Source organism: Sphingomonas sp., assembly GCF_964263785.1.
Taxonomy (GTDB): Bacteria; Pseudomonadota; Alphaproteobacteria; order Sphingomonadales; family Sphingomonadaceae; genus Sphingomonas.
In genome coordinates, this window is sequence record NZ_CAXVWL010000008.1 from 24,880 (window position 1) to 50,109 (window position 25,230).

Annotated in this window: 22 protein-coding genes and 1 tRNA gene; 3 read left to right on the plus strand and 20 right to left on the minus strand. The window is 66.8% G+C overall.

The window, feature by feature from the left end; genetic code table 11:
- Positions 1-74 precede the first annotated feature (74 nt).
- Together ACE5C1_RS00705 and ACE5C1_RS00710 are read right to left on the minus strand one after the other, a co-directional pair.
- Positions 75-1,241: a D-alanyl-D-alanine carboxypeptidase family protein gene (locus tag ACE5C1_RS00705; protein WP_374942143.1), complete on the minus strand. Its 1,167-nt coding sequence runs from the start codon at positions 1,239-1,241 to the stop codon at positions 75-77.
- An 80-nt stretch (positions 1,242-1,321) separates the two neighbouring features.
- Positions 1,322-2,353, minus strand: a complete 1,032-nt coding sequence (locus ACE5C1_RS00710; RefSeq protein ID WP_374942144.1) for a lytic transglycosylase domain-containing protein — start codon at positions 2,351-2,353, stop codon at positions 1,322-1,324.
- 93 nt (positions 2,354-2,446) lie between these two features.
- Here ACE5C1_RS00710 and ACE5C1_RS00715 point away from each other — a divergent pair.
- Positions 2,447-2,533: transfer RNA gene (locus tag ACE5C1_RS00715), tRNA-Ser, on the plus strand.
- 142 nt (positions 2,534-2,675) lie between these two features.
- On the opposite strand, the gene rpmE is transcribed toward ACE5C1_RS00715, so the two are convergent.
- The 14 genes from rpmE to ACE5C1_RS00785 form a co-directional block, all read right to left on the minus strand.
- On the minus strand, positions 2,676-2,906 hold the full coding sequence (rpmE, locus tag ACE5C1_RS00720) for a 50S ribosomal protein L31 (RefSeq protein ID WP_374942145.1): 231 nt from the start codon (positions 2,904-2,906) through the stop codon (positions 2,676-2,678).
- 98 nt (positions 2,907-3,004) lie between these two features.
- On the minus strand, positions 3,005-3,457 hold the full coding sequence (gene fabZ / locus ACE5C1_RS00725) for a 3-hydroxyacyl-ACP dehydratase FabZ (RefSeq protein ID WP_374942146.1): 453 nt from the start codon (positions 3,455-3,457) through the stop codon (positions 3,005-3,007).
- 4 nt (positions 3,458-3,461) lie between these two features.
- Positions 3,462-4,130: an OmpH family outer membrane protein gene (locus ACE5C1_RS00730; RefSeq protein WP_374942147.1), complete on the minus strand. Its 669-nt coding sequence runs from the start codon at positions 4,128-4,130 to the stop codon at positions 3,462-3,464.
- The gene (bamA, locus tag ACE5C1_RS00735) at positions 4,130-6,925 is read right to left on the minus strand and encodes an outer membrane protein assembly factor BamA (RefSeq protein WP_374942148.1); all 2,796 of its coding nucleotides are present in this window, start codon (positions 6,923-6,925) and stop codon (positions 4,130-4,132) included. Before bamA ends, ACE5C1_RS00730 begins: the two co-directional genes overlap by 1 nt.
- A 70-nt stretch (positions 6,926-6,995) precedes the next feature.
- Positions 6,996-8,129, minus strand: a complete 1,134-nt coding sequence (gene rseP / locus ACE5C1_RS00740) for an RIP metalloprotease RseP (RefSeq protein ID WP_374942149.1) — start codon at positions 8,127-8,129, stop codon at positions 6,996-6,998.
- Complete coding sequence (locus ACE5C1_RS00745) at positions 8,126-9,283, minus strand: 1-deoxy-D-xylulose-5-phosphate reductoisomerase (RefSeq protein WP_374942150.1); 1,158 nt, start codon at positions 9,281-9,283, stop codon at positions 8,126-8,128. The genes rseP and ACE5C1_RS00745 overlap by 4 nt, the downstream gene beginning before the upstream one ends.
- Positions 9,280-10,074 (minus strand): phosphatidate cytidylyltransferase, encoded by a 795-nt coding sequence (locus ACE5C1_RS00750; protein WP_374942151.1) that lies wholly within the window; start codon positions 10,072-10,074, stop codon positions 9,280-9,282. Before ACE5C1_RS00750 ends, ACE5C1_RS00745 begins: the two co-directional genes overlap by 4 nt.
- Entirely contained in the window at positions 10,071-10,793 is a 723-nt protein-coding gene (locus ACE5C1_RS00755; RefSeq protein WP_374942152.1) for an isoprenyl transferase, read from the minus strand. The genes ACE5C1_RS00750 and ACE5C1_RS00755 overlap by 4 nt, the downstream gene beginning before the upstream one ends.
- 154 nt (positions 10,794-10,947) lie before the next feature.
- Positions 10,948-11,505 (minus strand): ribosome recycling factor, encoded by a 558-nt coding sequence (gene frr / locus ACE5C1_RS00760; protein WP_374942153.1) that lies wholly within the window; start codon positions 11,503-11,505, stop codon positions 10,948-10,950.
- Positions 11,492-12,244, minus strand: a complete 753-nt coding sequence (pyrH, locus tag ACE5C1_RS00765; RefSeq protein ID WP_374942154.1) for a UMP kinase — start codon at positions 12,242-12,244, stop codon at positions 11,492-11,494. The genes frr and pyrH overlap by 14 nt, the downstream gene beginning before the upstream one ends.
- Before the next feature lie 241 nt (positions 12,245-12,485).
- The gene (gene tsf / locus ACE5C1_RS00770; protein WP_374942155.1) at positions 12,486-13,439 is read right to left on the minus strand and encodes a translation elongation factor Ts; all 954 of its coding nucleotides are present in this window, start codon (positions 13,437-13,439) and stop codon (positions 12,486-12,488) included.
- Positions 13,440-13,522: 83 nt separating this feature from the next.
- A complete protein-coding gene (gene rpsB, locus ACE5C1_RS00775) occupies positions 13,523-14,347 on the minus strand; it encodes a 30S ribosomal protein S2 (RefSeq protein WP_374942156.1) in 825 nt (274 codons plus the stop codon).
- A gap of 504 nt (positions 14,348-14,851) precedes the next feature.
- On the minus strand, positions 14,852-15,754 hold the full coding sequence (locus tag ACE5C1_RS00780) for a CDP-alcohol phosphatidyltransferase family protein (protein WP_374942157.1): 903 nt from the start codon (positions 15,752-15,754) through the stop codon (positions 14,852-14,854).
- The gene (locus tag ACE5C1_RS00785; protein WP_374942158.1) at positions 15,751-16,473 is read right to left on the minus strand and encodes a phosphatidylserine decarboxylase; all 723 of its coding nucleotides are present in this window, start codon (positions 16,471-16,473) and stop codon (positions 15,751-15,753) included. Before ACE5C1_RS00785 ends, ACE5C1_RS00780 begins: the two co-directional genes overlap by 4 nt.
- Before the next feature lie 197 nt (positions 16,474-16,670).
- Here ACE5C1_RS00785 and ACE5C1_RS00790 point away from each other — a divergent pair, with 197 nt between their 5' ends.
- Positions 16,671-17,891: an NADP-dependent isocitrate dehydrogenase gene (locus tag ACE5C1_RS00790; protein ID WP_374942159.1), complete on the plus strand. Its 1,221-nt coding sequence runs from the start codon at positions 16,671-16,673 to the stop codon at positions 17,889-17,891.
- A 39-nt stretch (positions 17,892-17,930) separates the two neighbouring features.
- On the opposite strand, the gene ACE5C1_RS00795 is transcribed toward ACE5C1_RS00790, so the two are convergent.
- Positions 17,931-18,398, minus strand: a complete 468-nt coding sequence (locus ACE5C1_RS00795) for a hypothetical protein (protein ID WP_374942160.1) — start codon at positions 18,396-18,398, stop codon at positions 17,931-17,933.
- 148 nt (positions 18,399-18,546) lie between these two features.
- Between ACE5C1_RS00795 and ACE5C1_RS00800 the strand changes: the two genes are divergently transcribed.
- Positions 18,547-20,313 (plus strand): cation:proton antiporter, encoded by a 1,767-nt coding sequence (locus ACE5C1_RS00800; protein ID WP_374942161.1) that lies wholly within the window; start codon positions 18,547-18,549, stop codon positions 20,311-20,313.
- A gap of 110 nt (positions 20,314-20,423) precedes the next feature.
- Here ACE5C1_RS00800 and ACE5C1_RS00805 read toward each other — a convergent pair whose 3' ends face one another.
- From ACE5C1_RS00805 to ACE5C1_RS00815, 3 genes are all read right to left on the minus strand, one after another.
- Positions 20,424-21,119, minus strand: coding sequence for a hypothetical protein (locus tag ACE5C1_RS00805; RefSeq protein ID WP_374942162.1), 696 nt, complete (start codon positions 21,117-21,119; stop codon positions 20,424-20,426).
- An 87-nt stretch (positions 21,120-21,206) separates the two neighbouring features.
- Positions 21,207-23,852, minus strand: a complete 2,646-nt coding sequence (gene alaS / locus ACE5C1_RS00810; protein ID WP_374942163.1) for an alanine--tRNA ligase — start codon at positions 23,850-23,852, stop codon at positions 21,207-21,209.
- A gap of 76 nt (positions 23,853-23,928) precedes the next feature.
- Entirely contained in the window at positions 23,929-25,170 is a 1,242-nt protein-coding gene (locus ACE5C1_RS00815; RefSeq protein ID WP_374942164.1) for a M24 family metallopeptidase, read from the minus strand.
- Positions 25,171-25,230: the final 60 nt, after the last annotated feature.

The window sequence follows — 25,230 nt, forward strand, 5'->3', positions numbered from 1 at the left end:
GATGCACCTGCGCCCGGTGCCTGCCCTTCGACTTCGCTCAGGGCGAACGGAGAGGTTTGTTGCCTCCGCTTCGATCATCCGAACAGTGACGTCAGCCCTGCCCAGGCGCGACCGAAGAAGCCCGCTTCGCCGACCGCGGTTTCGGCGACCAGGGGGAGGCGCTGTTCGGGCATGTCGGGCGAGGTGACGACGAGGTCGGCGATGTGCTGGCCGGCCTTGATCGGTGCCTTTATTGGGCCGTCGTACACGACCTTAGCGGACATTTCGGGGACCGCGCCCGCCGGGAGCGTGACCGTCAGTGCGGTCGGGGCGATCAGGCCGACGGTGCTGCTGCTGCCCATCTGGACGTCGGCGGTCTCGACGTGCTTGCCCTTGGCGACCAGCGGCTTGGCCTGCCACGCGCGGAAGCCCCAGTTCATGAAGCCGACCGATTCGCTGATCCGCTGGTTGAAGCTGGTAAGCCCCGCCATCACCATGACGAGCCGCCGCCCGTTCTGCTGCGCCGAGCCGGTGAAGCCGTAGCCGGCCTCGTCGGTGTGCCCGGTCTTGAGACCGTCGGCACCCGCGACGCGACCGAGCAGCGGATCGCGATTGGCCTGGGTGATGTCGGCACCCGCCCCTAGCGTCTTGCCCCAGGTGAAGCTCGGCAGGCTGTAGTACTTCTTGTACAGCGCGGGGTGGTTCTGGATCGTTGCGGCGGCGAGTTTCGCCAGGTCGCGCGCGGTGACATAGGTGACCCCGTTGTCGGGCCAGCCGTTGGAATTGCCGAAGTGGCTGTTGGTCAGCCCGAGTTCCTTGGCGGCCTGGTTCATCCGGCTCGCGAAGCCCTCCTCGGTGCCCGAGATGCCTTCTGCCAGTACGACGCAGGCGTCGTTGCCCGACAGCGTGACGATGCCCTTGAGCAGATTGTCGACGCTGACGTTCTCACCGGTCGACAGGAACATCGTCGAACCTGCGGCAGGGCCGTGCCATTTCTGCCACGTCTCGGGGCGCACCGGGAATTGCTGGTCGAGCTTCAGCTCGCCTTTCTTGATCATGTCGAACGCGACGTAAACCGTCATCATCTTGGCCATAGACGCGGGGGGCATCCGGCGGTCGGCATCGCGCGCATAGAGGATCGCGCCCGAGGACAGGTCCTGAAGGAAGGCGACCGGCGCGGGCGTCTGGAATTGCGGTGCGGCGGCGACCGAGGGGACGCCGGCGAGGAGCGCAACGAAGGCGGCGGCGATGGGGGTCTTCATGATTCGTCCCTGAGTCAGTAGATTTTCATCGGTGAATTTGGGGCGGGATAGCTGCGTCGCGTCGCCGCGTCACGCGTGCTTTAGCGCTCGACCGCATCGGCGAGCAGACCGACCGACAGCGCATAGAAGTTGGAGCAATTGTAGTCGAGGATAACGCGGTAGTTGCCGGTGAGGAGATAGGCGGTCGCGCCGGCGCCGTCGGGTTCGAACAGCGTCGCCAACGTGCTGTCTGCGGGCCAAGGGCCGGTCTGAGCGGCGACGCCGAGGGCGCGCCACTCGGCGATCGTCCGCCACGCGCTGTGACGCGCGAAGACGCGAGGACAGCGTGGGGAGAGCAGCCGGTTGCGGATCCCGGTGCGGTCGAATTCCGCGGGGACGTTCACCGCGACTCCCCAGGTCTCGCCCGCGCGCCAGCCGGCGTTGGCGAAGTAATTGGCGATGGAGGCAAGCGTATCGGGCTGGCTGGTCCAGATGTCGGCGCGGCCGTCGCCGTCGCCGTCGCGGGCCAGGCGCAGGTAGATCGAGGGCAGGAACTGCGGGTTGCCGGTCGCGCCCGCCCAGCTGCCTTTCAGTTGCTCGCGGGGCACCCCGCGGTCGATCATCTTCAAGGCGGCAACGAACTCGCCTTCGAACAGCGGGCGGCGGCGGCCGTCATAGGCCAGGCTGGCGAGGCTGCGGAGGAGGTCGAAATTGCCGGTGTAGGCACCGTAATTGGTCTCGTGCCCCCAGATGGCCACCATGATCGATTCGGGGACGCCGGTCTCGCGCTCGATCGCGGCGAGCCGGGTGCGCTGCGCCTGGTACACGCGCTGGCCACGGCCGATGCGGGCGGCGTCAACATGCTGCGCGCGGTATGGGGCGAAGGGGGGCGCGGCGGTGCTCGCCTCGTTGCCGGGCTGTGCGCGGTCGAGCTGGACGACGCGGGGATTGAGGGTGAGCGTCGGCGCGACCGCGTCGAAGGTGGCGGGCGATACGCCCTGTGCGATCGCCGACCCTCGCAGATTGGCGAGATAGGCCTGGAAACCGGCGTCGTCCTGCGCCTGCGCCGGCACGCCGCCGAGCGCGACCAGTGCCGCCAGCACCGCTGTGCGTATCGTCTTTGCCCCCGTCATTCGCGGACCCTGCCATAGCGCGTGCCCCGGCGGAACCCCGTGTCGTCGCAGGGCTTGCACGCGGCATCGCGGCGCGGCTAACGAGCGCCCTGAGGAAGAGTGGCCGAGTGGTCTATGGCAGCGGTCTTGAAAACCGCCGTGGGTTCACGCCCACCGTGGGTTCGAATCCCACCTCTTCCGCCGGACTTGCTATCCGCTCACGCGGATGCGGCACCGGCCCGCTCCCTACCCACCTCCCAGACAGTATAATGACGTGGGAGGCGGGGTGGGGGAGCGAGCCGGTGCCACCCAGGTTCGGCAAGGCCGAACCTGCAACTACAGCTTACTTGCGCAGCGTGAGCCCACCACCGAAGCGCTTGTTGAAGCGCGCGACCTGGCCGCCGGTGTCGAGCATCGTGCCGCGACCGCCGGTCCAGGCCGGATGCGCGAGCGGATCGATGTCGAGCGTCATCGTGTCGCCTTCCTTGCCCCAGGTGGAGCGGGTCTGGAACACGCTGCCGTCGGTCATCTGGACGTTGATCGTGTGATAGTCGGGGTGGGTATCGGGCTTCATGATGGGCTCCTGGAGTGGCTGGTTCCGACCAGCCTGAGGCGAAGCGGCGCGCTTAGTGCGGTGCCCGGCGAAAGTCAAAGGTGCGGCTAAGGTGAGGCCTAAACGGCCTTGGGCGGATCGGCGATCATGGCGGTGAAGTTGGCTTCAGCAACGACTTGACCGTCGATCTTCGCACGGCCTGCGAACTTGCACACCGAACTGCGCTTTTGCACGAATTCGGCCTCCAGGCGGAGCAGGACGCCGGGTTCGACGGGCTTGCGGAACTTGGCGCCGTCGATCGCCATGAAATAGACGAGCTTGCCCGACCCTGCGAGCCCCAGGCTCTCGACCGCGAGGATGCCCGCGGCCTGCGCCAATGCCTCGACGATGAGGACGCCGGGCATGATCGGGCGACCGGGGAAATGGCCTTGGAAGAAGCCTTCGTTGATCGACACCGCCTTGATCGCGACGATCGACGTGTCGGGGACCAGCTCCTCGACACGGTCGACCAGCAGCATCGGGTAACGATGCGGGAGCGCCGCCATGACGCGGGTAATGTCGAGCGCTCCCACGATCCTAGCGGCCCTGGTTGCGGCGCGGGGTCGCGGCGGGTGCGGCGGGGGTCGTCGGAGCGGTGGCGCCCTGCCCGCCTGGCTGCCAGTTGGCGGGCACCGCGGTGGAGACGGTCGGCACGAGTGCGTTCAGCTGCTGGGTGATGTCGCCGGTGATGTTCGAGGTCGGCATCGCGAAGGCGACCGCTTCGGGGCGGAGCAGGATGTTGACGCGCTTGGCGTTCATCGCGTTGCGGGTTGCCTGATCGAGCTTGGCGGTGATCTGCTCCTCGGCATAGGCGAGCGGACGCTCGAACGGTGCGGCGAGCGGCGCGAGCTCGGTCTGGATCGCCTGCTGACGATTCTGGAACGCCTGGATCTTCGGGTTCACCGTGGCTTCGGGCGAATTGTTCTGCTGCAGCGTGCGGATTTCGGTCGCCGAGCGCTGGAGCTCGGCCTGGAGCGGCTGGCTACGTGCGTTGTAGGCGTCGATCTGCGCCTTGTACTGGGTCTGCACCTGCTGGCTGGCGGTGCGGAACGCGTTGGACCCGCGCACCGCGGCAGCAAAATCGGCGATCGCGGGGTAAGCCGGAGCCGAAGCAACGGGTGCGGGCGCCGGTGCTGCGGCCTGTGCGAGGACGGCGGTGGGAGCGGCGAGTGCGGCGATGAGCGCTGCGATCTTCAGGATAGTCATCAGAACTGGGTTCCTACGTTGAAGGTGATGAGTTTGGGGTCGTCGCCCTTTTGCGTCACGAGCGCCTTGGCGACGTCGATGCGCAGTGGTCCGAAGGGCGAGTTCCAGTTGACGCCGATACCGACGGACAACCGGGGACGCGCGGTGCTGCCGTAGAACACTTCCTTGAACGGCGCGCTGCCTTGCGCACGCGCGGCGATGTTCAATTCGCTGCCGACGCAGGTTCCGCCGACCGTTGCCGAATAGCCCGTCATACACGTCGTCCCGCGCTGCGCGGTTACGCTCGGCTGGGTCGCGTCGGGTATGTAGGTGTTGCTGTAGAGCTGCAACCCGCTCGCCTGGTCCACGAGCAATGCACCCAGCGACGCGCCGACGACGGTCTGCCCCGAGGCGTTGACCGACGTCGGGAAGCAATTCTCGGTCTGGCCGGTAATGCATGTCGATATGGTCGGCAGCGGCCGGGTGATCGAGAACAGGCTGCCCGCCTGAACATAGATCGACGGCCGGAGCCCGAGCTCACGCGCACCTGCACCCAGCGGAATTTCCAGCTCGGCGCGGACCAGATAATAGGCATTGCCGCCGAGCGCATCGTCGACGACCTGATTGCGGTCGGTGATCAGCGCGGTGCCGTCGGCGGTGTACGGAATGCGCTGCACCCGCGGACCGACACCGCGGATGTCGAAGCCGCGGAACTGCGGTTCGCCGAGGTAGAAGCGATCGGTGATGCGGACACGGTCGACGCCCGGGCCACGGCTCTTTTCGAGCGACTTGATGTAGCCGCCTTCGGCCACGAGCGAGGCGATGAAGCCGGAGCCGATGTTCTTGAACTGCGATCCCTCGATGCGGGTGCGCAAATACTTCACGTCGCCACCGAGCCCGGCGAAATCCTGGCTGAACGACAGGCGGCGGCCTGCCGTCGGGCGCAGGCGGCTGTTAAGACTGTCGTAGATCAGCGAATAGCCGACCGACGAAGTGAAGCGGTTGCCGATCGCCTCGCACAGATAGCGTCCGGCCTTGAGCGGATCGCAGACGCCGTTGGTGAAGAAGCTCGCCCGATCCAACCCGACCTTGTCGTAGGACAGCCCATAGCGCCCCGAGAGCGACCAGAATTCGGTCAGCGGCACGCCCGCGCGAATCTGGAAACCGGTCGACACCTGCGAATAGGTCGTCTGGCGATTGCTGCCGATGTAGTTGAACGAATTGTAGTCGCGACGGAAGATATCGCCGCCGATCGCGATGTTCCTGTCGAACAGATACGGCTCGGTAAAGCCCAGCTCGATAGATTTCGAGTAGGTCGAGTAATTGACACCGGCGCGCAGCTCCTGCCCCTTGCCGCGGAAGTTGCGCTGGGTAATGTTCGCCTGAATGATGAAGCGTTCGAGGCTGGAATAACCGGCCGACAGCTGGAGCTCACCGGTCGATTTCTCCTCGACCGCGGCTTCAAGCACGACGCGGTCGGCCGACGATCCCTGGACGGGCTTGATCTCGAACTTGTCCTGAAAATAGCCCAGGCTGTTGATGCGGTCCTGCGAACGCTTCATCTGGAAGCTGTTGAAGGCATCGCCCTCCGCCAGGCGGATTTCGCGGCGGATCACCTTGTCCTGGGTCTGGGTGTTGCCGGTGATGTCGATCCGCTCGACATAGGAGCGCTGCTGCTGTGCGATGTGGAAGTTGATCCCCATCGTCAGCGTGTCCTTGTCCCGGTTGAACTCGGGACTGACATCGGTGAAGGCGTAGCCGAACAGGCCCGCCGACTGGCTCAAGGAGTCGACCGAATCCTCGACCAGCTTGGCGTTGTACCAGTCGCCCTTCTTGGGGGTGAGCGACGCTGCCAGCTTCTTGTTGTCGAAGTCACGGATTTCGCTGTCGACGGTGACGTCGCCGAACTTGTAGCGCGGCCCCTCCTCGACAACATAGGTGATGATGAAGTCGCGCTTGTCCGGGGTCAGCTCGGCGACCGCGGAGGTGACGCGGAAATCGGCGTATCCCTGTGTCAGGTAGAATTGGCGCAGCTTCTGCTGATCGTAGGCGAGGCGATCCTGGTCGTAGGAGGTGTTCGAACTCAGCAGGGTGGCGAGGCGCGCCTGCTTGGTCGCCATCTCGCCGCGGAGCTGGCCATCGGAGAATTTCTCGTTGCCGATGATGTTGATCTGGCGGACCTTGGATTTCGGTCCTTCGCTGATCTCGAACACCACGTCGACGCGGTTCTGGTCGAGGCTGACCTGCTTGGGCTCGATCGACGCGGCGAAGCGGCCCTGGCGGCGGTACAGCTCGATGATCCGCGCCACGTCCTGACGCACCGCGGTGCGGGTGAAGATCTGCCGCGGCGCGAGCTTGATCTCCTTCTTGATCTTGTCTTCTTTCAGGCGCTTGTTGCCCTCCAGGATGACGCGATTGATGATCGGGTTTTCGCGGATGCGCAGCACGATGTCGCCGGTCTCAGCGCCGCTGACCGAGACGTCGGCGAACAGGTCGGAGGCGTAGAGGTCCTTGATCGCCTGATCGAGGCTTTCGTTGGTATAGGCTTGGCCGATCCTGAGCTTGGTGTAGGACAGGACGGTATCGGGCTCGATGCGCTGCGATCCCTCGACGCGTAACGTCGTGATCGTGCGCTGGGTGGCGGGAACCGCAGGCGTCGCTGCTGGTTTGGTGGCCGGAGCAGTCTGCGTGGGCGTAGGCCGTGCGGCAGGCGCAGGGCGAGGCGCGGGCGCGGTTTGGGCGTGTACGGGCACGCCCGACAGCATCGTGCCCGCGAGCAGGAACGCGCCCGCGCGCACGTAATAAGAACTCGTCATTGCTGTCACTCGAAACCCACCCCAGAAAAGTCCGTACGACCCCCGTCGCGTGCGCCCTGCCCTACCTCGATCAACCGATCAACCCAGCGAGGTTCTTCCAAAGCCCGAGGCTGCCCAGATCGTTGACCGTCACCAGCAGCATCAGCGCGAGCAATGCCGCCAAGCCGCCACGATATGCCCACTCCTGAGTCTCCGGCGCGACCGGACGTCGCCGCACCGCCTCGATCGCATAAAAGAACAGGTGGCCGCCATCGAGCATGGGAACTGGCAGCAGGTTGATGAACCCGAGATTGATAGAGACGAAGGCGATGAGCAGGACCAGCGCGGTCCAGCCTAGCGAGAGTTGCTCGCCCGAAACCTTGGCGATCTGGATGGGGCCGCCGAGCTCCTTCACCGATCGCCGCCCGCTGACGATCTGGCCGATGCCGTCGAGCGTGCCGCGCAGGATATCGCCGACCATGCGGACACCCGCGACCGGGGCTTCGAGTAGCGGCACGGGTTCGTAGACGATCTCGCCCGAGCTGACGCCGAGACGTCCGATCGCGGTCTCGTTGCCGAAGCGATCACGCATCGTGGTGCGGGCGAAGGTCGCCGGGACGCTCGCAGCCGCGCCGCCTCGAACATAGTCGATGCGGACGCGCTCGCCTGGGCGCATAACCACATAGACCTGGAGGTCGCGGTAAGTGTCGATGCCGCGCCCGCCGAGTGCGGTGATGCGGTCGCCGGGACGCAGGCCCGCTTGCGCCGCCGGGCTCCCTGCCTGGATCGTGCCGACGACTGGCGGTGTGCGGTCCACGCCGACGGTCGCGGCGAAGCCTGCGAGAATGAGGATGGCGAGCAGGAAGTTCACGACCGGCCCTGCCGCGACGATGATCGCGCGTTGCCAGACAGGCTTGGCTTGGAAGGTGCGTCCGCGCTCCTCCGCGGGAAGCGCGAGCCAGTCGGCGGTGGGCTGGCTGGCGGGGCTCATGTCTCCTGCGAACTTGACGTAGCCGCCAAGCGGGAGCCAGCCGAGCTTCCAGCGGGTGCCGCGGCGGTCGGTCCAGCCGGCGATCTCGCGCCCGAAGCCGATCGAGAAGGCGTCGGCCTTTACCCCGAACCAGCGGCCGGCAAGGTAATGGCCCATCTCGTGGACGAACACGAGCGGGCCGATGACCAGCATGAAGGCGACGACCGTCAGCAGGAAGCCCGGGGTCTGGATCAAACGACACGGTCCTTTACGCGCTCGGTCGCCTGTCTGCGCGCTTCGGCATCGACGGCGAGCACGTCGTCGAGCGTTGCGGGTGCGGGCGGATCGTAGCGATCGAGCGTATCGGCGACGATTGCGGCAATTTCGAGGAAGCCGATGCGGTTCGCGAGGAAGGCGGCGACCGCTACCTCGTTGGCGGCATTGAGGATCGCGGGGCGCGCGCCGCCTGCGTCGAGCGCTTCGCGCGCCAGGCGGAGCGCGGGGAAGCGGATGGGATCGGGGGTTTCGAAGTCAAGACGGCCGATCGCGACCAGATCGAGCGGCTGCATCGGCGTCGCCATCCGCTCAGGGTAGGCGAGACAGTGTGCGATGGGGACGCGCATGTCGGAGGGGCCGAGCTGGGCCAGCATCGAGCCGTCGATATGGTCGACGAGGCTGTGGACGACCGATTGCGGGTGGACCACGATCTCGATTGCGGCGTGGGGCACGGGGAAGAGCCGGGCGGCCTCGATCAGTTCGAGGCCCTTGTTCATCAGGGTGGCGCTGTCGACCGAAATTTTGGCACCCATCGACCAATTGGGGTGCGCGACCGCCTGAGCCGGGGTGACATCGCGCATCCGCTCCAGCGACCAGGTGCGGAACGGACCACCGCTGGCGGTGAGGATGATGCGCCGGATGCCCTCGGGCCGGGCGGCATCGAGGCATTGGAAGATCGCATTGTGCTCGGAGTCGGCGGGAAGCAGGGTGGCGCCGCTCGCTTTGGCTGCGGCGAGGATGAGGTCGCCCGCGGAGACCAAAGGTTCCTTGTTGGCGAGGACGACGGTGCCGCCGGTGGCGACCGCGCGCATCGTGGGGCCGAGCCCCGCGCAGCCGACGATCGCGCCCATGGTCCAGTCGGCGCCGCTTTCGGCTGCCGTCTCCACCGCTTTCGCGCCGCCGCTCGCGCGGATGCCGGTGCCCCGCAGCGCGTCGCGGAGGGCAGGCAGGCAGGCCTCGTCCGCGACGACCGCGAGTTCGGCGCGGGTGCGGATCGCCGCGGCCGCAAGGCGCGCGACGTCGCAATTGGCGGTGAGCGCGACGACGCGGAAATCCTCGGGCGCCCGCTCGATCAAGTCGAGGGTCGAGGTGCCGACCGACCCGGTCGCACCGAGGATGGTGACGGTCTTCACGGCAAGAGCAGCGGCAACACGACGACCATCGCCGCGACCGGGGCCACCGGCACCACGCCGTCGAGCCGGTCGAGCACGCCGCCGTGGCCGGGCAGGATCGTGCCGCTGTCCTTGACGCCCGCGCGGCGCTTGAGCCCGCTCTCGTACAGGTCGCCGAGCTGCGCCAGGACCGCGAGCACGGGGGTCGCGAGGACCATGCGGAGCGGCAGCGCATATTGGTAGTGCATCGCGACGCCGAGCAGCGACGCCAGCACGACCCCGCCGATCAGCCCTGCCCAGGTTTTGTTGGGGCTCATCACCGGCGCCAGCTTGGGTCCGCCGATCGTTCGGCCCGCGAAATACGCGCCGATGTCGCACGCCCAGACGAGCGCCAGCGTCCACAGCGTATAGATCAGCCCCTCCGGCCGATCGCGGATCAGCAGCAGCGCGAACACCGGCAGGCCGACGTAGGCGACGCCGAGCGCCAGCGCGCGGCGACCGGTGACGATGACGAGGAAGAACGCTGCCCCCGCCAGCAGCCCGAGCGAGAGGAAGTTCGGTCCTGCACCCCAGGGCGACATCAGCGCCAGCGGCACGAACAGCGCATATTGCGCCAGCCGCTTGTGCCGGGGCGCGACCGCGTGGAGGTCCGCCCATTCGCCCATCATGAACACCGCCGCTACCGCGCACAGCAACCAGAAGACGAGCCCGCCGATCGTGAGCGCGACCAGCGCGACCGCAACCATCGCCAGCCCTGCGACGGCGCGCAAAGGAAGGTCGGACGCTCGCCTTGCCGGAGTGCCGTCGCTCACAGGCCGCCGTAGCGCCGCTGCCGCCGCCCGAACGCCGCGACCGCTGCGCCGAGCGCCTCGGCGTCGAAGTCGGGCCAGAGCGTATCCACGAACAACAGCTCGGCATACGCCGCCTGCCAGAGCAGGAAGTTCGACAAGCGGTGCTCGCCCGAAGTGCGGATCAGCAGATCGAGCGGGGGGAGATCGCGGGTATCGAGCTCGGCTTCGATCGCGGCCTCGTCGATCTCGTGCGGCGCAAGGCGTTCGGCGAGGCGGCGCGCGGCGGCGGCGAGTTCGGCCTGCGCGCCGTAGTTGAGCGCGATCGCCAGGATCGGGCCGGTGTTGGCGGCGGTGCGCGCGACCGCGGCATCGACCATGGCGACGAGATCGGGAGCCAAGCGGCTGTGATCGCCGATGACGCGCAGCCGCACGTTCTCGCGCACCAGTTCGTCGATGTCGCCGCGGATGAAGATGCGCAGCAGGCCCATGAGATCGGCGACCTCTTCTTCGGGGCGGCGCCAGTTCTCCGACGAGAAAGCGTAGAGGGTCAGCGCCTCGATGCCGAGCGCCCGCGCGGCGCGGGTGACCCGGCGGACCGCGTCGACCCCGGCCTTGTGCCCGGCGAACCGCGGCAGGTGGCGCTGCTTGGCCCAGCGGCCGTTGCCGTCCATGATGATCGCGACGTGGCGCGGGACGGCGGCGGCGGCGGCGGGGACCGCGACGAGGGGCGCGGTGCTCACTTCTTCTCTCCCCTCCCTACAAGGGAGGGGTTGGGGGTGGGTGCGAGCAAAGCGAGCGACAACGCCTGCCAAGCGTGCCGCAGTCGACGCTGGCGCGCCGATACCCACCCCCGGCCCCTCCCTTGCAGGGAGGGGAGAAAGGAGCCCCCAATGCTCACTTGCCCAGAATTTCTTTCTCTTTCGCCGACGCGGTCGCATCCAGATCGGCGATCGTCGTGTCGGTCAGCTTCTGGAGATCGGTCTCGTGGCGCTTGCGTTCATCCTCGCCGAAGACGTTCTTCTTCTCGTCGACTTTGAGGCTGTCCATGCCGTCGCGCCGCACGTTGCGGACCGCAATGCGCGCCTTTTCGGCATATTGGTTGGCCAGCTTGGCGAGTTCCTTGCGGCGCTCCTCGGTCAGGTCGGGGATCGGCAGGCGCAGCGTCTGGCCATCGGTGATCGGGTTTAACCCCAGCCCGGCCGAGCGGATTGCCTTGTCGACCGGCCCGACGTTGGTCTTGTCCCAGACCTGCACCGACAGCATCCTTGGCTCGGGCGCGGAGACGGTCGCGACCTGGTTCAGCGGCATCTGTGATCCGTAGACGGTGACGGTGACCGGATCGAGCAGCATCGTCGACGCGCGGCCGGTGCGCAGGCCACCGAGATCGTGCTTCAGTGCGTCGACCGCGCCGGTCATGCGGCGCTGGAGGTCGGCTTTGTCATACGCGGGCATCGGTCATCTCCTGCTGGACGCCATCTTTTTGAACTGTCGTCGATATGCCCTCGCCGCGCAGCACCGCGGCAAGGTTGCCGTGTTCGCGGATGTTGAAGACGACGATCGGGATGGAATTGTCGCGGCACAAGGCGATGGCGCTGGCGTCCATCACCTTGAGATCGTCCGAGAGGACGCGGCTATAGCTTACGGTCTCGTAGCGCTTCGCGGTCGGCACCTTCTTGGGGTCCGCATCGTAGACGCCGTCGACACTGGTGCCCTTGAACAGGGCGTCGCACTTCATTTCGGCTGCGCGCAAGGCGGCGCCGCTGTCGGTGGTGAAGAACGGCGAGCCGACCCCGGCCGCAAAGATCACGACGCGGCCCTTTTCCAGGTGACGTTCGGCGCGGCGGCGGATGAAGGATTCGCACACGCTGGCCATCGGAATGGCAGACTGAACGCGGGTGTCGACGCCGATCTGTTCCAAAGCGTTCTGGACCGCGAGCGCGTTCATGACGGTCGCGAGCATGCCCATATAGTCGGCGGTCGCGCGTTCGATGCCCTTGGCCGCGGCGGACAGCCCGCGAAAGATGTTGCCGCCGCCGACGACGACGCACAATTCGTACCCACAGGCGCGCGCGTCGGCGATCTCCTGCGCGACGCGCGCGGTGACCCCGGGGTCGATCGCGAGACCCCCCTCTCCCATCAATACCTCGCCCGAGAGTTTCAGCAGGATTCGTTTGAAGCGCGGCGGCGTCATGCGGTCTCGATCGTGGTTGGAAGCGGCGGACCTTAGGCGCGGGGTGTCGGTGGGGCAACCGGCGATCCGGGCACCGTTCCGCCATGCCCTCTCCCGCATTAGCGGGAGAGGAGGGACCCGCTCGCGCCAGCGAGTGGGAGGTGAGGGTCTTCTTCTCGGTTTCTACGCCGCTGAAAGAAGAAGACCCTCACCCAACCCTCTCCCGCGAAGGCGGGAGCAGGCTAAGAACAACGCGAGGATTTCAAGCCTCTGGCTGCGTATCCGGCTTCTGCGGCACGCCGCTGGCCGCCGCGACCTCGGCGGCGAAATCGGATTGCTCCTTTTCGATGCCCTCGCCGAGCTGGAAGCGGACATAGTCGACCAGCTTGATCTCGGCGCCGGCATCCTTGCCCGCCTTGGCAACGACGTCACTGATCTTGGTCTTGCCGTCGATCACGAACAGCTGGCTGACCAGGGCATGTTCCTTGCGATATTTGGCGATCGCGCCGTCGACCATCTTGGCGACGATGTCGGCGGGCTTGCCGCTCTCGCTCGCCTTTTCGGTCGCGATCGCGCGCTCGCGTTCGATCGTGGCGGCGTCGAGATCGGCCTCGTTCAGCGCCAGCGGGAAGGCTGCGGCGATGTGCATCGCGATCTGCTTGCCCAGCGCCTGGAGCGCCTCGTCCGGCGCCTCCGATTCGAGCGCGACCAGCACGCCGATCTTGCCGAGTCCGGGAACCGCTGCATTGTGGACATAGGGCACGACCGCGCCCTTGGTCACTTCGAGGCGGCGCGCGCGGCGGATCGACTGGTTCTCGCCAATGGTGGCGATGTTGTTGGTCAGCACCTCGGCAACCGTCGTGCCGGACGCCATCGATGCCGCCTTGATCGCGTCGACCGAATCGCCCTCGGCCAGCGCGACCTGGGTGACTTCGCGGACGAAATCCTGGAACTGCGCGTTCTTGGCGACGAAGTCGGTTTCCGAGTTGACCTCGACCGCGGCACCCTTGGTGCCCGCGACCGCGACGCCGACCAGGCCCTCCGCCGCGGTGCGGCTCGATTTCTTGGCGGCGGCGGCGAGGCCCTTGGTACGTAGCCAGTCCATCGCGGCGTCCATGTCGCCAGCGGTCTCGTTCAACGCCTTCTTGCAATCCATCATGCCCGCGCCGCTCTTCTCGCGCAGGTCCTTGACCATCGCTGCCGTGATATCGGCCATGTTCGTGTCCTCTTGTTCCGAATGTACGTGCGGGCGAGGCCGGGCGTCCGCCCTGCCCCGCCCGCGTTACGTGTCAGTGACGGTTACGCGTCGATCTGACGCTCGGCCTCGACGGCCTGTTCGCCCTGCGCCGAGGCATCTTCGACGATCGGGTCGGTGCTCAGCGCATCCTCGCTCGGCGGCTCCATCATCGAACCGATGTCGGCACCGGTGCGGCGCTGCTGCTCCTGGCCGCCACGCGTCGCGGCAATGGCGATGGCTTCGCAATACAGGCGGATCGCGCGGCTGGCGTCGTCGTTGGCGGGCACCGGGAAAGCGATGCCGTCGGGCGAGACGTTCGAATCGAGGATCGCGACGACCGGGATGCCAAGCGTGTTGGCTTCCTTGATCGCCAGCTCTTCCTTGTTCGCGTCGATCACGAACATGACGTCGGGCACGCCTCCCATGTCGCGGATGCCGCCGAGGCTGAGCTCGAGCTTATCCTTCTCGCGGGTGAGCTGGAGGACTTCCTTCTTGGTCAGGCCGTGAGTGTCGCCCGAAAGCTGCTCCTCCAGGCTCTTCAGGCGCTTAATCGAGTTGCTGATCGTCTTCCAGTTGGTGAGCATGCCGCCCAGCCAGCGGTGGTTGACGAAATGCTGGCCCGAGCGGCGCGCCGAATCGGCGATGGCTTCCTGCGCCTGACGCTTGGTGCCGACGAACAGCACCTTGCCGCCGCCAGCGACCGACGACGACACGAATTCCAGCGCGCGCGCGAACAGCGGCACGGTCTGGCTGAGGTCGAGGATATGAACGCCGTTGCGGTCGCCGAAGATGTAGGGCTTCATCTTCGGATTCCAGCGGTGGGTCTGGTGGCCGAAGTGCGCGCCGGTCTCGATCAGCTGCTGCATGCTGACGACGGGTGCCGCCATAGGTAATTCCTTTTCCGGTTAAGCCTCTGGGAAGCGGATGACGCGTCGGCTCAGAAGCCATGCGCACCGGGCTATGATGCTTCCCATGCGGGATTGAGAGGGCGCGCCGTTAGCCGAACGCGTTCCCTACCGCAAGGCGAGATTGATGCTTGACGTGGGAACGCAATAGGAACATAGAGGGTCCGTAGCAGGACATTGTCACTCGATTACGATGCTCTGAACGCAAGATCAGTAAGAAAATCGCGTAACATCGCGAGGTTAGCGGAACCTTTGGTACAAAGGAGGGTTGCGCTTTCTTAGTTGGCGTTCGCGACGGATAAGGGGCGAACATGATGACGGTTTTGGCGATTGTGATTTTTCTCGGTGCTTTTGCGGCCGCGGCATCGGTGATCGGGCTGTCGGTCGCACCCCAGTGGCAACGGATCGTGCGGCTGGCGACCGGCCATATCGAGGAATCGTTCTTGCCGCTTGCGGCGCCCGCTTATGCGGAGCGGCGAGTGTCGGTCAGATATTCGGCAACGATCCAGGCTCGCGTTTCGCGGCTGCGCGTAGCCGCCTGACTTTCGCATAGCTGGCGATGCCGAATGGGATCGTCAGCAGATAGCCCACCGTTAGCAGCGTCAGCGTGTGCCATGGCGCCGACACGAACCCCGCGCCGAGCAATACGACCACGGCCAGCGCCTCAAAGCGCACATTGCGCCGCAGCTTGAGCGACGACCACGAGAAGGTCGCGACGCTCGACACCATGAGGATCGCGATCACCGCAACCCACGGCGCGACAAGCAATGGCGAGCGAAACAGCGGCTCGCCGGTCCAGAACCACAGCACCATTGGCAGCAACGCACACCCCGCCCCTGCCGGCGCGGGAATGCCGGTCAGGAATCCGGCCGATTTATGGGGCTGTTCGCTCTCGTCGATCTTGGCGTTGAACCGCGCGAGGCGCAGCGCGCAGAATACCGCCAGTAGCAGCGCCGCGATCCAACCGAACCGCAGCAACGCGCTGAGCGACCAAAGATAAAGGATCAGCGCCGGGGAGACCCCGAACGAAATCGCGTCGGCAAGCGAGTCGAGCTCTGCGCCAAAGCGGCTTTCGCCATGGAGCAGCCGGGCGATGCGCCCGTCAACGCCGTCGAGCACCCCCGCGATGACGATCATCGCCACCGCGAGCTGCCAGTGCCAGGCAATGGTCTCGGCTAGTCGCGGCAACTGCGTCGCGACCGCGGTCGACAGGTCGTTTTCGAGCAATCTGGCTTTGATCGCGAACTGCACGCCGCTCAGCCCTGAACATAGCGCGAGCGCGGTGACCGCGTTGGGCGCGACCGCGCGCAAGGGCAGGCCACGCGGCGCACGGCGCATCTGCCCGAAGCGGCGGCGCGCGGCGATGCGGTCGTCGTCGGGCGGGATCATTGCGCAATGCCGGTGATGGCCACACCCCCGACTCGCCCGATCACGGTCTCGCCCGCGATGCTGCGCTGCCCCAGCGTGACCTGCGGCGCGCAATCGTCGGGCAGATAGACGTCGACCCGGCTGCCGAAGCGGATCAGCCCGATGCGTTGCCCGGCGACGACCATGTCGCCCGGCTTGACGAAGCCCAAAATGCGCCGCGCGACCAAGCCGGCGATTTGGGTGAAGCCGATACGCCGGCCGTCACGCCCCTGGACGACGAAATGCTGGCGCTCGTTTTCGTCCGATGCCTTGTCGAGATCGGCGTTGAGGAATTTACCGGAGATATAGACGACCTGGCGGATCGTGCCCGCGATCGGGGTACGGTTGATGTGGACGTCGAAGACCGACATGAAAATCGATACGCGGACCAGTGGCGCGGCGCCGAGATCGGCGACGAGTTCGCGCGGGATCGCCACCCGCTGGATCATCGTTACCAGTCCGTCGGCGGGGGCGACGATCAGCCCCTCCCCCTGCGGCGTGGTGCGCACCGGATCGCGAAAGAAGGTCGCGACCCATATCGCCAGACCGACAAACGGCCAGAACAGTACCTTGGTGACGATCGTCGCCAACAAGGTGAGCCCGAGCGCGATGGCGACGTATTTGCGTCCTTCGGGATGGACGGCGGGAAAGCGCCACTTGACGGTGGAGGTGACGACCGGCGGCGTATCGAGCGATGGCATTGCAGCCGTGTACCGCTCGGGGCGGTGCATGACAACGCCGCCTAACCTTTCAGCGCGCGGGCGGACGCAGTCGACTGCATGGAACTCGGCAGCGGGCTGCGGCTTGGCAGCAAGCGCAACGGGGCGGTCAGCCGGTTGCCAGTCGCGGACGCGCATCTTAGACGCAGGCCAAACCCGTTTGCTCAAGGAACCTGCGCATGGCCAAGATCAAGGTGAAGACCCCCGTCGTCGAGATCGACGGCGACGAGATGACCCGGATCATCTGGGAATGGATCCGCGAGCGCCTGATCAAGCCGTACCTCGAGATCGACCTCGATTATTACGATCTCGCGGTCGAGCATCGCGACGCTACCGACGACCAGGTGACGATCGACAGCGCCTATGCGACGCAGAAATACGGCGTTGCGGTGAAATGCGCAACGATCACCCCCGACGAGCAGCGCGTCGAGGAGTTCGGCCTCAAGAAGATGTGGAAGTCGCCCAACGGGACGATCCGCAACATCCTCGGCGGAGTGATCTTCCGCGAGCCGATCGTGATGCGCAACGTGCCGCGGCTGATCCCCGGCTGGACCCATCCGATCGTCGTCGGGCGCCACGCCTTCGGCGACCAGTATAAGGCGACCGACTTCAAGGTGCCCGGCAAGGGCAAGCTGACGATGAAATGGGAGGGCGAGGACGGCCAGACGATCGAGCACGAGGTGTTCGACTTTCCCGACGCCGGGGTGGCGATGGGGATGTACAATCTCGACGCGTCGATCACCGATTTCGCGCGGGCGAGCATGAACTATTCCCTCAACCGCAAATGGCCGCTGTATCTCAGCACCAAGAACACGATCCTGAAAGCCTATGACGGGCGGTTCAAGGATATCTTCGAGGAGGTGTTCGCGAGCGAATTCAGGGACAAGTTCCAGGCTGCTGGCATCGTCTACGAGCATCGCCTGATCGACGACATGGTCGCGAGCGCGCTCAAGTGGAGCGGCGAGTTCGTTTGGGCGTGCAAGAATTACGACGGCGATGTCCAGTCCGACCAGGTCGCGCAGGGGTTCGGGTCGCTCGGCCTGATGACATCGGTGCTGATGACCCCGGACGGCAAAACGATCGAGGCCGAGGCCGCGCACGGCACCGTCACCCGTCACTATCGCCAGCACCAGCAGGGCAAGGCGACCAGCACCAACCCGATTGCGTCGATCTTCGCATGGACCGGGGGCCTGAAATACCGCGGCCAGTTCGACGGCACCCCCGACGTGACCCGCTTCGCCGAAACGCTGGAGCGCGTGTGCGTCGCGACGGTCGAGGGCGGTCAGATGACCAAGGACCTCGCGATCCTGATCGGCCCGCAGCAGCCGTGGATGACGACCGAACAGTTCTTCGAGGCGGTGCGGGTCAATCTGGAGACCGCGATGGCTGGCTGGGCCTGATCGAAGCGGGGCGGGTCAGCGCCCCGCCCCCCTCTTCTGTCAGGAGAAGGTGTCTGCAAGTCGCCGTGCATCGCCCTGCGGCAGGCTGCGGGCGACGGCGGCGGCGCGCAATGCTTGGCAATAGGCTGCGCAGCCGAGCAGGTGTAGCGTGAACGGTAGGCGGGTCGCTCGCCAGTAATCTATGCGCACGGCGATGAGCCAGGCGAAGAAGATCGTCCCGGCTGTTCCCATCAGCGCCAGGAGTATCGACAAAGGCGACGCTCCGAAGAACGGTCGCAACGTTGCACCTCCGCGGTAACGGACCAAAAAGAGTGCCGCGAAGGCGAGCCACGTGCCCAACCACACGGGCGTCGTCATCACGACAGACATGAGCAGCATGCCCGGCCCGTCCGGGCTTTGACCGCCCTCGGCGTAGTAGAGCTGACCGCTGTACATCACGAGCGGGACCACTGCGAGGCCGAGCGAGATCGCAATGATCCACATGAGGGCAGGCTTCAGTTCGGCCATGGATGTCGCTCCTGCAAAAAGGCGTTTGCAAGGTGACTGCTATACCGACTGCGGCCAAGCTCGAATTTTCAAGCTCAGCGGGGTAGGTCCGTTATCGGCTGTCGAGTTCACGGGCTGACAATGTTCGTCAGCCCGTTAGAGTAGGTCGATGGCCCTCCACCTCGACAATGCCGGTTTCAGTGACACGCTCGTCATTCTCGGCGCGGCGGGGCTGGTAATTCCTGCGTTCGCGCGGTTTCGGGTCAGTCCGGTAATAGGGTTCATCCTGGTGGGCATGCTCGTCGGCCCGGCGGGGCTTGGCGCGCTGACCGCCAACGCGCCGTGGCTGTATTACGTCACCATCTCCGATCCGGCCTCGATCGAGCCGTTCGCGGAGTTCGGGATCATCCTGCTGCTGTTCTCGATCGGGCTGGAGCTGTCGTTCCGGCGATTGTGGGGGATGCGCCGGCTGGTGTTCGTCACCGGGGCGGCGCAGCTGATCGCGTCTGCGCTGCTGATCGGAGTCGCGTTGCATCTGATCGGGCAGAATTGGGCTGGAGCGATCGGGCTTGGCTTCGCGCTGGCGCTGTCGTCGACCGCCTTGGTGCTGCCGCTGGTCGGGATGACGGGCGCGGTCGGGCGTGGCGCGTTCGCGATGCTGTTGTTCGAGGATCTGGCGTTGGTGCCGATCATCTTCGTTCTCGGGGCGCTGGCGCCATCGGCGGACGGCGGCTGGCAGGGGATCGCGGGAGTGGCGCTGAAAGGCGGGATCACCGTCGTCGCGATGTACCTGGCCGGCCGAGTCGTCCTGCCGCGGCTGTTCGGGCAAGCAGCGCGGACCAAGAGTCCCGAGCTGTTCCTCGCCGCCTCGCTGCTGGTCGTCATCGTCGCCAGCGTTGCGACGACCGCGGCAGGTCTGTCGCCGATCGTCGGCGCATTGCTCGCCGGGCTGCTGATCGCGGAGACCGAATACCGCTCCGAGGTCGAGGTGATGACCGCGCCGTTCCAGGGGCTGGCGCTGGGCGTGTTCCTGATCACGGTGGGGATGAGCCTCGACCTGCTGCTGATCGCGGCGAACTGGCTGGCATTGATCGGCGCGGTGGCGGGGGTGGTCGCGGTCAAGGCGGCCGTCACCTTCCTGCTGCTGCGCATCGCCAACACCCGGCGCGGGGTGGCGGCGGAGACGGGGGTGCTGATGGGCAGCCCGTCCGAGACGACTCTGATCGTGCTGGCGACCGCGGCGCAGGCGCAGGTGATCCTGCCGTCGACCGCGGCGTTCTGGCAGACGGTGACTGCGATCGGCCTGACGATAACGCCGCTGCTCGCCAAGCTGGGGCGTACCGCGTCGCGGCGGATCGAGCGGGCGCCGGCCGAGATCGACATTGCCGAGGATGGGCCGGGTACTGTCGTTATCGGTTTCGGACGGGTCGGGCGGATGGTCGCGGACATGCTGGCGGTTCACGCGCAGCGCTACATCGCGGTGGAGGCAGATATCGACGCGGTGAGCGCCGGGCGGCGCGGCGGCTATCCGGTGGTGTTCGGCGACATCGCACGCGGCGAGCTCGTCGACCGGCTGCGCCTTACCGAGGCGCGCGCGCTGATCCTGACGATGGACGATCCGGTGCTGACGGTGCGGCTGACCAAGCGGGTTCGCGGCGTTGCGCCGCACCTGCCGATCATCGCGCGCGCGCGTGATGCCGCACACGCGGCGGAGCTATACCGCGCAGGCGTGAGCGAGGCGGTGCCCGAGACGCTGGAGAGCTCGCTGCAACTGTCCGAAGCGGTGCTGGTCGACTTGGGCATCGCGATGGGGCCGGTGATCGCGTCGATCCACGAAAAGCGCGACGAACTGCGCCAGACGATCCGGCGGGAGGCCAAGCTGGACCGCGAGCCGCGAATTCGGCGCGTGCGGCGCAAGGGCGAGACGGCGGGATAGAGCGGATACGTCCGGATGCCGTTCGCCCTGAGCGAAGTCGAAGGGCATGGAGGGTTCACCGCCCAGCCAAGTGCTTCGACTTCGCTCAGCACGAACGGAAATCGGGGGTGTCAGCTCCCGAACTGCCCCAGCGGGAGCAAGCGGTCCGCCAGCTTCTGCGCGCCCTTGCGATCGCCCTTGCGCAGAGGCACCAGAACCGCCGCGGCGGCGCGCTGGAACTGGCGGTCGATCGCGGTTGGGGTCGATCCGCGCACCGCAGCCTCGGCCAGTTGGCGTCCCCGGGCGTCGTCGGGGTCGATCTCGATCCGCAGCAGCCCGGCCAGCCCCAGGAACATCGCGCGGTCGCCGCCGAGCGCCACCGCCCGGTCGAGCGCGGCAAGCCCCGTTCCCTTCTGCGCGCCGACCGCGGCGCGGCCGATGAACCGGCCGAAGCTGATGATGACGCCAATGTGCCAGGCGCCGAGCGCGACCGACGCCTCCGGGTTGCGCGGATAGCGAGCCACCAGCGACTCGAATTGTTTGCGTGCGGCGACCGCATCGCCGCGGTTGCCGGTCAGCTTGGCGCGGTAGCCGAGCGCGGTCGCCTGGACGAGCGCTGCGTCCTGATCGTCCCTATTGCGCGCGAGCAAGGCCGTGGCACCCGCGCGGGCGCGGTCGATCCGGGCGAGTGCTGCGGCCTTGTCGGTGTCGTGGAAGGCGGCGTTGACCAGCATCTCGCGCGGCGTCTCCGCGACCGCGGGCGCGGCGCCGATGAGGCAGGCAATCGCGAGCAGGCGGGGCAGGAAGGGCCGGTTGGTTCGGATCATGCCTTCTCCAAAGCGAGGCGGTGCAAGCGATCCAGTCGCCTTAACCAGCGAAACGGCTGAATGGAAAGGACAATCCGTGTGGTGACGTCATGACGCCAGCTTCACGCGGATCGCGTCGAGTGCCGCCTCCGCCTGTGTGCCATCAGGTCCGCCGCCTTGCGCCATATCGGGACGTCCGCCGCCGCCTTGGCCGCCGAGCGCGGCGACGGCGACCTTGAGGAGGGTGACGGCGTTGTGGGTGGCGGTCAGGTCGGCGGTGACGCCGACTGCGACCGACGCACGGCCTTCGTTGACAGCCACCAACGCGGCAATACCTGAGCCGAGACGCTGCTTGGCTTCATCGACGGTGCCGCGCAGGCCTTTGGGGTCGAAACCTTCGAGGATTTGGCCGGAGAAGGCGACACCGGCGATCTGCTCGGGCCCGGCGGGAGCGCCCGGCCCGCCCCCGATGGCGAGCGCCTTCTTCGCGTCGGCGAGCACGCGTTCGAGGCGGCGGCGATCCTCGACCAGAGCGGCTACACGAGCGGGAACCTCGTCGGGAGAGGATTTGAGCGTGGCGGCGGCTTCGCGGAGCTTGTCGTCGCGCGCGGTCAGGTAGGCTCGCGCCGCTTCGCCGGTCAGCGCCTCGATGCGGCGGATGCCCGACGAGACTGCGCCCTCGCCCACCACCTTGAACAAGCCGATGTCGCCGAGCGCGGCCACGTGGGTGCCGCCGCACAGCTCGATCGAATAGGTCGCGCCGTCATCCTCGGTCGCCATCGAGACAACGCGGACCTCGTCGCCGTATTTCTCGCCGAACAGTGCCATCGCGCCCTCGGCAATCGCCTCGTCGGGGGTCATCAGGCGGGTGGTGACTGCGCCATTCTGGCGGACCTTGGCGTTGACTGCGGCCTCGGCGTCGGCGAGCTCGGCGTGAGTCATTGCAACCGGGTGCGACACATCGAAGCGCAGCCGTTCGGGGGCGACCAGCGAGCCCTTCTGCGCAACGTGGGTACCGAGCCGCTGGCGCAATGCTTCATGGAGAAGGTGCGTCGCGGAATGATTGGCGCGGATGCACGCCCGGCGGGCGACGTCGATGCTCAGGCGGACGCTGTCGCCGACCTTGATCTCGCCCGCGTCGATGACCGTGTGATGGACGAAGATGCGGCCCAATTGCTTCGACGTATCGGTAACGTGCGCCGCCAAGCCGTTGTCGTTGCTGATCGTTCCGGTGTCGCCGACCTGCCCGCCGCTTTCGCCGTAGAAGGGGGTCTGGTTGACCAAGACCGCGACCGTGTCGCCCGAAGTGGCCGCGTCGACGCGCGCGCCGTCCTTGACCAGCGCAACGACTTGGCCTTCCCCGACGTCCGAGGCGTAACCGAGAAACTCGGTACCGCCGGACTCCTCGGCGATGTCGAACCACAGATCGTCCGAGGCCTTCGCGCCCGAACCCTTCCAGGCGGCGCGGGCCTGACGCTTCTGCTCGGCCATCGCGGTGTCGAAGCCTGCGCGGTCGACGTGGAGGTCCTGCGCCCTGAGCGCGTCCTCGGTCAAATCATAGGGAAAGCCGAAGGTGTCGTAGAGCCTGAACGCGGTTTCGCCTGCCAGAGTGCCCCCGGGGGTGAGGCCCGCCGTCGCTTCGTCGAGCAGCTTCAATCCGCGGTCGAGCGTCTGGCGGAAGCGGGTTTCCTCCTGACGCAGCGTGGCCTCGATCAGCGGCTGGGCCCGGACGAGTTCGGGGAACGCCGCGCCCATCTCGGCGACGAGCGCGGGGACCAGCCGGTGCATTAGCGGGTCCTTGGCGCCAAGCAAATGCGCGTGACGCATCGCCCGGCGCATGATCCGGCGCAGGACGTAGCCGCGGCCTTCGTTGGCAGGAAGCACGCCGTCGGCGACGAGAAAGCCGCTGGTGCGCAGATGGTCGGCGATGACGCGGTGGCTCGCCTGATTGTCGCCGGTCGTCACCGTGTGAGTCAGCGCGCCCGAAGCGGCGATCAGCGCCTTGAACGTGTCCGTGTCGTAATTGTCGTGAACGCCCTGCATCACCGCGGCGATGCGTTCGAGGCCCATGCCGGTGTCGATCGACGGGCGCGGCAGGTCGCCGACGATCGTGTCGGCCGCCTGGACGAACTGCATGAACACGAGGTTCCAGATCTCGACAAAGCGGTCGCCGTCCTCGTCTGGCGATCCGGGCGGGCCGCCGGGGATGTGGTCGCCGTGGTCGTAGAAGATTTCCGAGCACGGGCCGCACGGTCCGTCTGCGCCCATCGCCCAGAAATTGTCCTTGGTCGCGATGCGGATGATGCGGTGGTCGGGGAGCCCGGCGATCTTGCGCCACAGGTCGAACGCCTGGTCGTCGTTGTGGTAGACGGTGACGGTCAGTCTATCGGCGGGGAGGCCCCATTCGCCCGTCAGCAGCGTCCAGGCGTGGACGATCGCCTGCTCCTTGAAATAATCGCCGAACGAGAAATTGCCGAGCATCTCGAAGAAGGTGTGGTGGCGCGCGGTGTAGCCGACGTTGTCGAGATCGTTGTGCTTGCCGCCTGCGCGTACGCACTTTTGCGAGCTGGTTGCGGTGACGTAGGGGCGGGTTTCGAGACCGGTGAAGACGTTCTTGAACGGGACCATGCCGGCGTTGACGAACATCAGCGTCGGATCGTTCTGCGGCACCAGCGGCGCGCTGGGCACGATCGCGTGTCCGTTGGCGCCGAAGTAATCGAGGAAGCCGCGGCGGATGTCGTTGGTCGAGGTCATGCAAGGGACTTAGGCGAGTGCGCGCCCGCCCTCAACACTTCCGTCACCCCGGGCTCAAGGCCGGGGCGACCGGGGGCTAAACAGGCGCATCGATCGAGCGCGGCGGCTCACTGAACCACTTCGGCCCGGTCGCCGTCATGTGGAAGCAGTCCTCCAGCCGCACGCCGAACTTGCCGGGCAGGTACAACCCAGGCTCGTCGGAGAAGCACATGCCGGGCGCAAGGAGGGTCGTTTCGCCGTGGACGAGGTTGACGGGTTCGTGGCCGTCCATGCCGATGCCGTGGCCGGTGCGGTGCGACAGGCCGGGGAGCTTGTAGCCGGGGCCGTAGCCTGCGGCTTCGTACATCCTGCGGACGGCGTCATCGACCGCGCCTGCTGGCGTGCCGACCCTGGCGGCGGCGAAGGCGCGTTGCTGTCCTTGGGCGACCTGATTCCAGACCTTGCGCTGTTCGGTCGTCGCTGCGCCGTAGACCCAGGTGCGCGAGATGTCCGACTGGTAGCCGCCGACGGTGCAGCCGCAGTCCATGAGCACGACCTGCCCCTCCGAGACGCGGTGGACGACCTTGCTGCCGTGCGGGTAGGCGGACGCTTCGCCGATCAGGACGAGCGCAAACTCCGGGTCGCCGCCGAGCTTGCGCGTCGCCGCGTCCATCAGCGCGCCGATGTCCGCGCCGGTCATCCCTGCCTCCACTCGCGGGTAGGTCCAGCGGTAGGCGGCGATCGTCACGTCGGTCGCGGCCTGCATGAGTGCGATTTCCGCGGGCGTCTTGATCATCCGGCAGCCGCGGACGACGGGGTTGGCGTTGATCAGCTTCGCGCCGGGCAGTTGCGCCGCGAGCCGGTCGACCAGGAAGAAGCGCGCGGTTTCCTCGATGCCGATCGGGCCGCTCGCAAGCTTGCGATCGCGCAGGAATCCCGCGACGAGGGCCAGCGCGTCCTCGTCCTCCTGCCAGACGCGGACCTCGGCCGGGATGGCCAGCGTCTCGCGAACCGAGGGTTCCTCGAAGAACGGGGTGACGATGCACGGCTCGCCTTCGACCGGCAGGACGGCCAGCGTCGGGCGTTCGCTGCGGCTCCAGCGGACGCCGGTGAAATAGTCGAGGCTGGAGCCGGGTTCGATCACGACCGCGCGCAGGCCGTTCGCCTTCATCAACGACTGCGCCCGCGCCAGCCGCCCTGCTCGCTCGCGTGCGTCGATCGGCTTCACGGCGCGGGTGATGTCGGAGAGCCCAGCCAGATCTGGCTCGGCGGCGCGCAGCACGCCGGCGAAGGGAAGCAGCGCGGCGGCGCTGACGAGGGTGCGGCGGGTGAGGGTCATCGCCGGACGATAGGGCGCTTGACCGCGGGGCCGCAATCCCGTTTGCCTGTGCGGCTCACT

Bases quoted from the DNA above. Each gene is read 5' to 3' on its own strand.
- ACE5C1_RS00705 (WP_374942143.1), bottom strand. From the start codon at position 1,241: ATGAAGACCCCCATCGCCGCCGCCTTCGTTGCGCTCCTCGCCGGCGTC.
- ACE5C1_RS00710 (WP_374942144.1), bottom strand. From the start codon at position 2,353: ATGACGGGGGCAAAGACGATACGCACAGCGGTGCTGGCGGCACTGGTC.
- rpmE (WP_374942145.1), bottom strand. From the start codon at position 2,906: ATGAAGCCCGATACCCACCCCGACTATCACACGATCAACGTCCAGATG.
- ACE5C1_RS00730 (WP_374942147.1), bottom strand. From the start codon at position 4,130: ATGACTATCCTGAAGATCGCAGCGCTCATCGCCGCACTCGCCGCTCCC.
- bamA (WP_374942148.1), bottom strand. From the start codon at position 6,925: ATGACGAGTTCTTATTACGTGCGCGCGGGCGCGTTCCTGCTCGCGGGC.
- frr (WP_374942153.1), bottom strand. From the start codon at position 11,505: ATGCCCGCGTATGACAAAGCCGACCTCCAGCGCCGCATGACCGGCGCG.
- pyrH (WP_374942154.1), bottom strand. From the start codon at position 12,244: ATGACGCCGCCGCGCTTCAAACGAATCCTGCTGAAACTCTCGGGCGAG.
- tsf (WP_374942155.1), bottom strand. From the start codon at position 13,439: ATGGCCGATATCACGGCAGCGATGGTCAAGGACCTGCGCGAGAAGAGC.
- rpsB (WP_374942156.1), bottom strand. From the start codon at position 14,347: ATGGCGGCACCCGTCGTCAGCATGCAGCAGCTGATCGAGACCGGCGCG.
- ACE5C1_RS00780 (WP_374942157.1), bottom strand. From the start codon at position 15,754: ATGATCCCGCCCGACGACGACCGCATCGCCGCGCGCCGCCGCTTCGGG.
- ACE5C1_RS00785 (WP_374942158.1), bottom strand. From the start codon at position 16,473: ATGCCATCGCTCGATACGCCGCCGGTCGTCACCTCCACCGTCAAGTGG.
- ACE5C1_RS00790 (WP_374942159.1), top strand. From the start codon at position 16,671: ATGGCCAAGATCAAGGTGAAGACCCCCGTCGTCGAGATCGACGGCGAC.
- ACE5C1_RS00795 (WP_374942160.1), bottom strand. From the start codon at position 18,398: ATGGCCGAACTGAAGCCTGCCCTCATGTGGATCATTGCGATCTCGCTC.
- ACE5C1_RS00800 (WP_374942161.1), top strand. From the start codon at position 18,547: ATGGCCCTCCACCTCGACAATGCCGGTTTCAGTGACACGCTCGTCATT.
- ACE5C1_RS00805 (WP_374942162.1), bottom strand. From the start codon at position 21,119: ATGATCCGAACCAACCGGCCCTTCCTGCCCCGCCTGCTCGCGATTGCC.
- alaS (WP_374942163.1), bottom strand. From the start codon at position 23,852: ATGACCTCGACCAACGACATCCGCCGCGGCTTCCTCGATTACTTCGGC.
- ACE5C1_RS00815 (WP_374942164.1), bottom strand. From the start codon at position 25,170: ATGACCCTCACCCGCCGCACCCTCGTCAGCGCCGCCGCGCTGCTTCCC.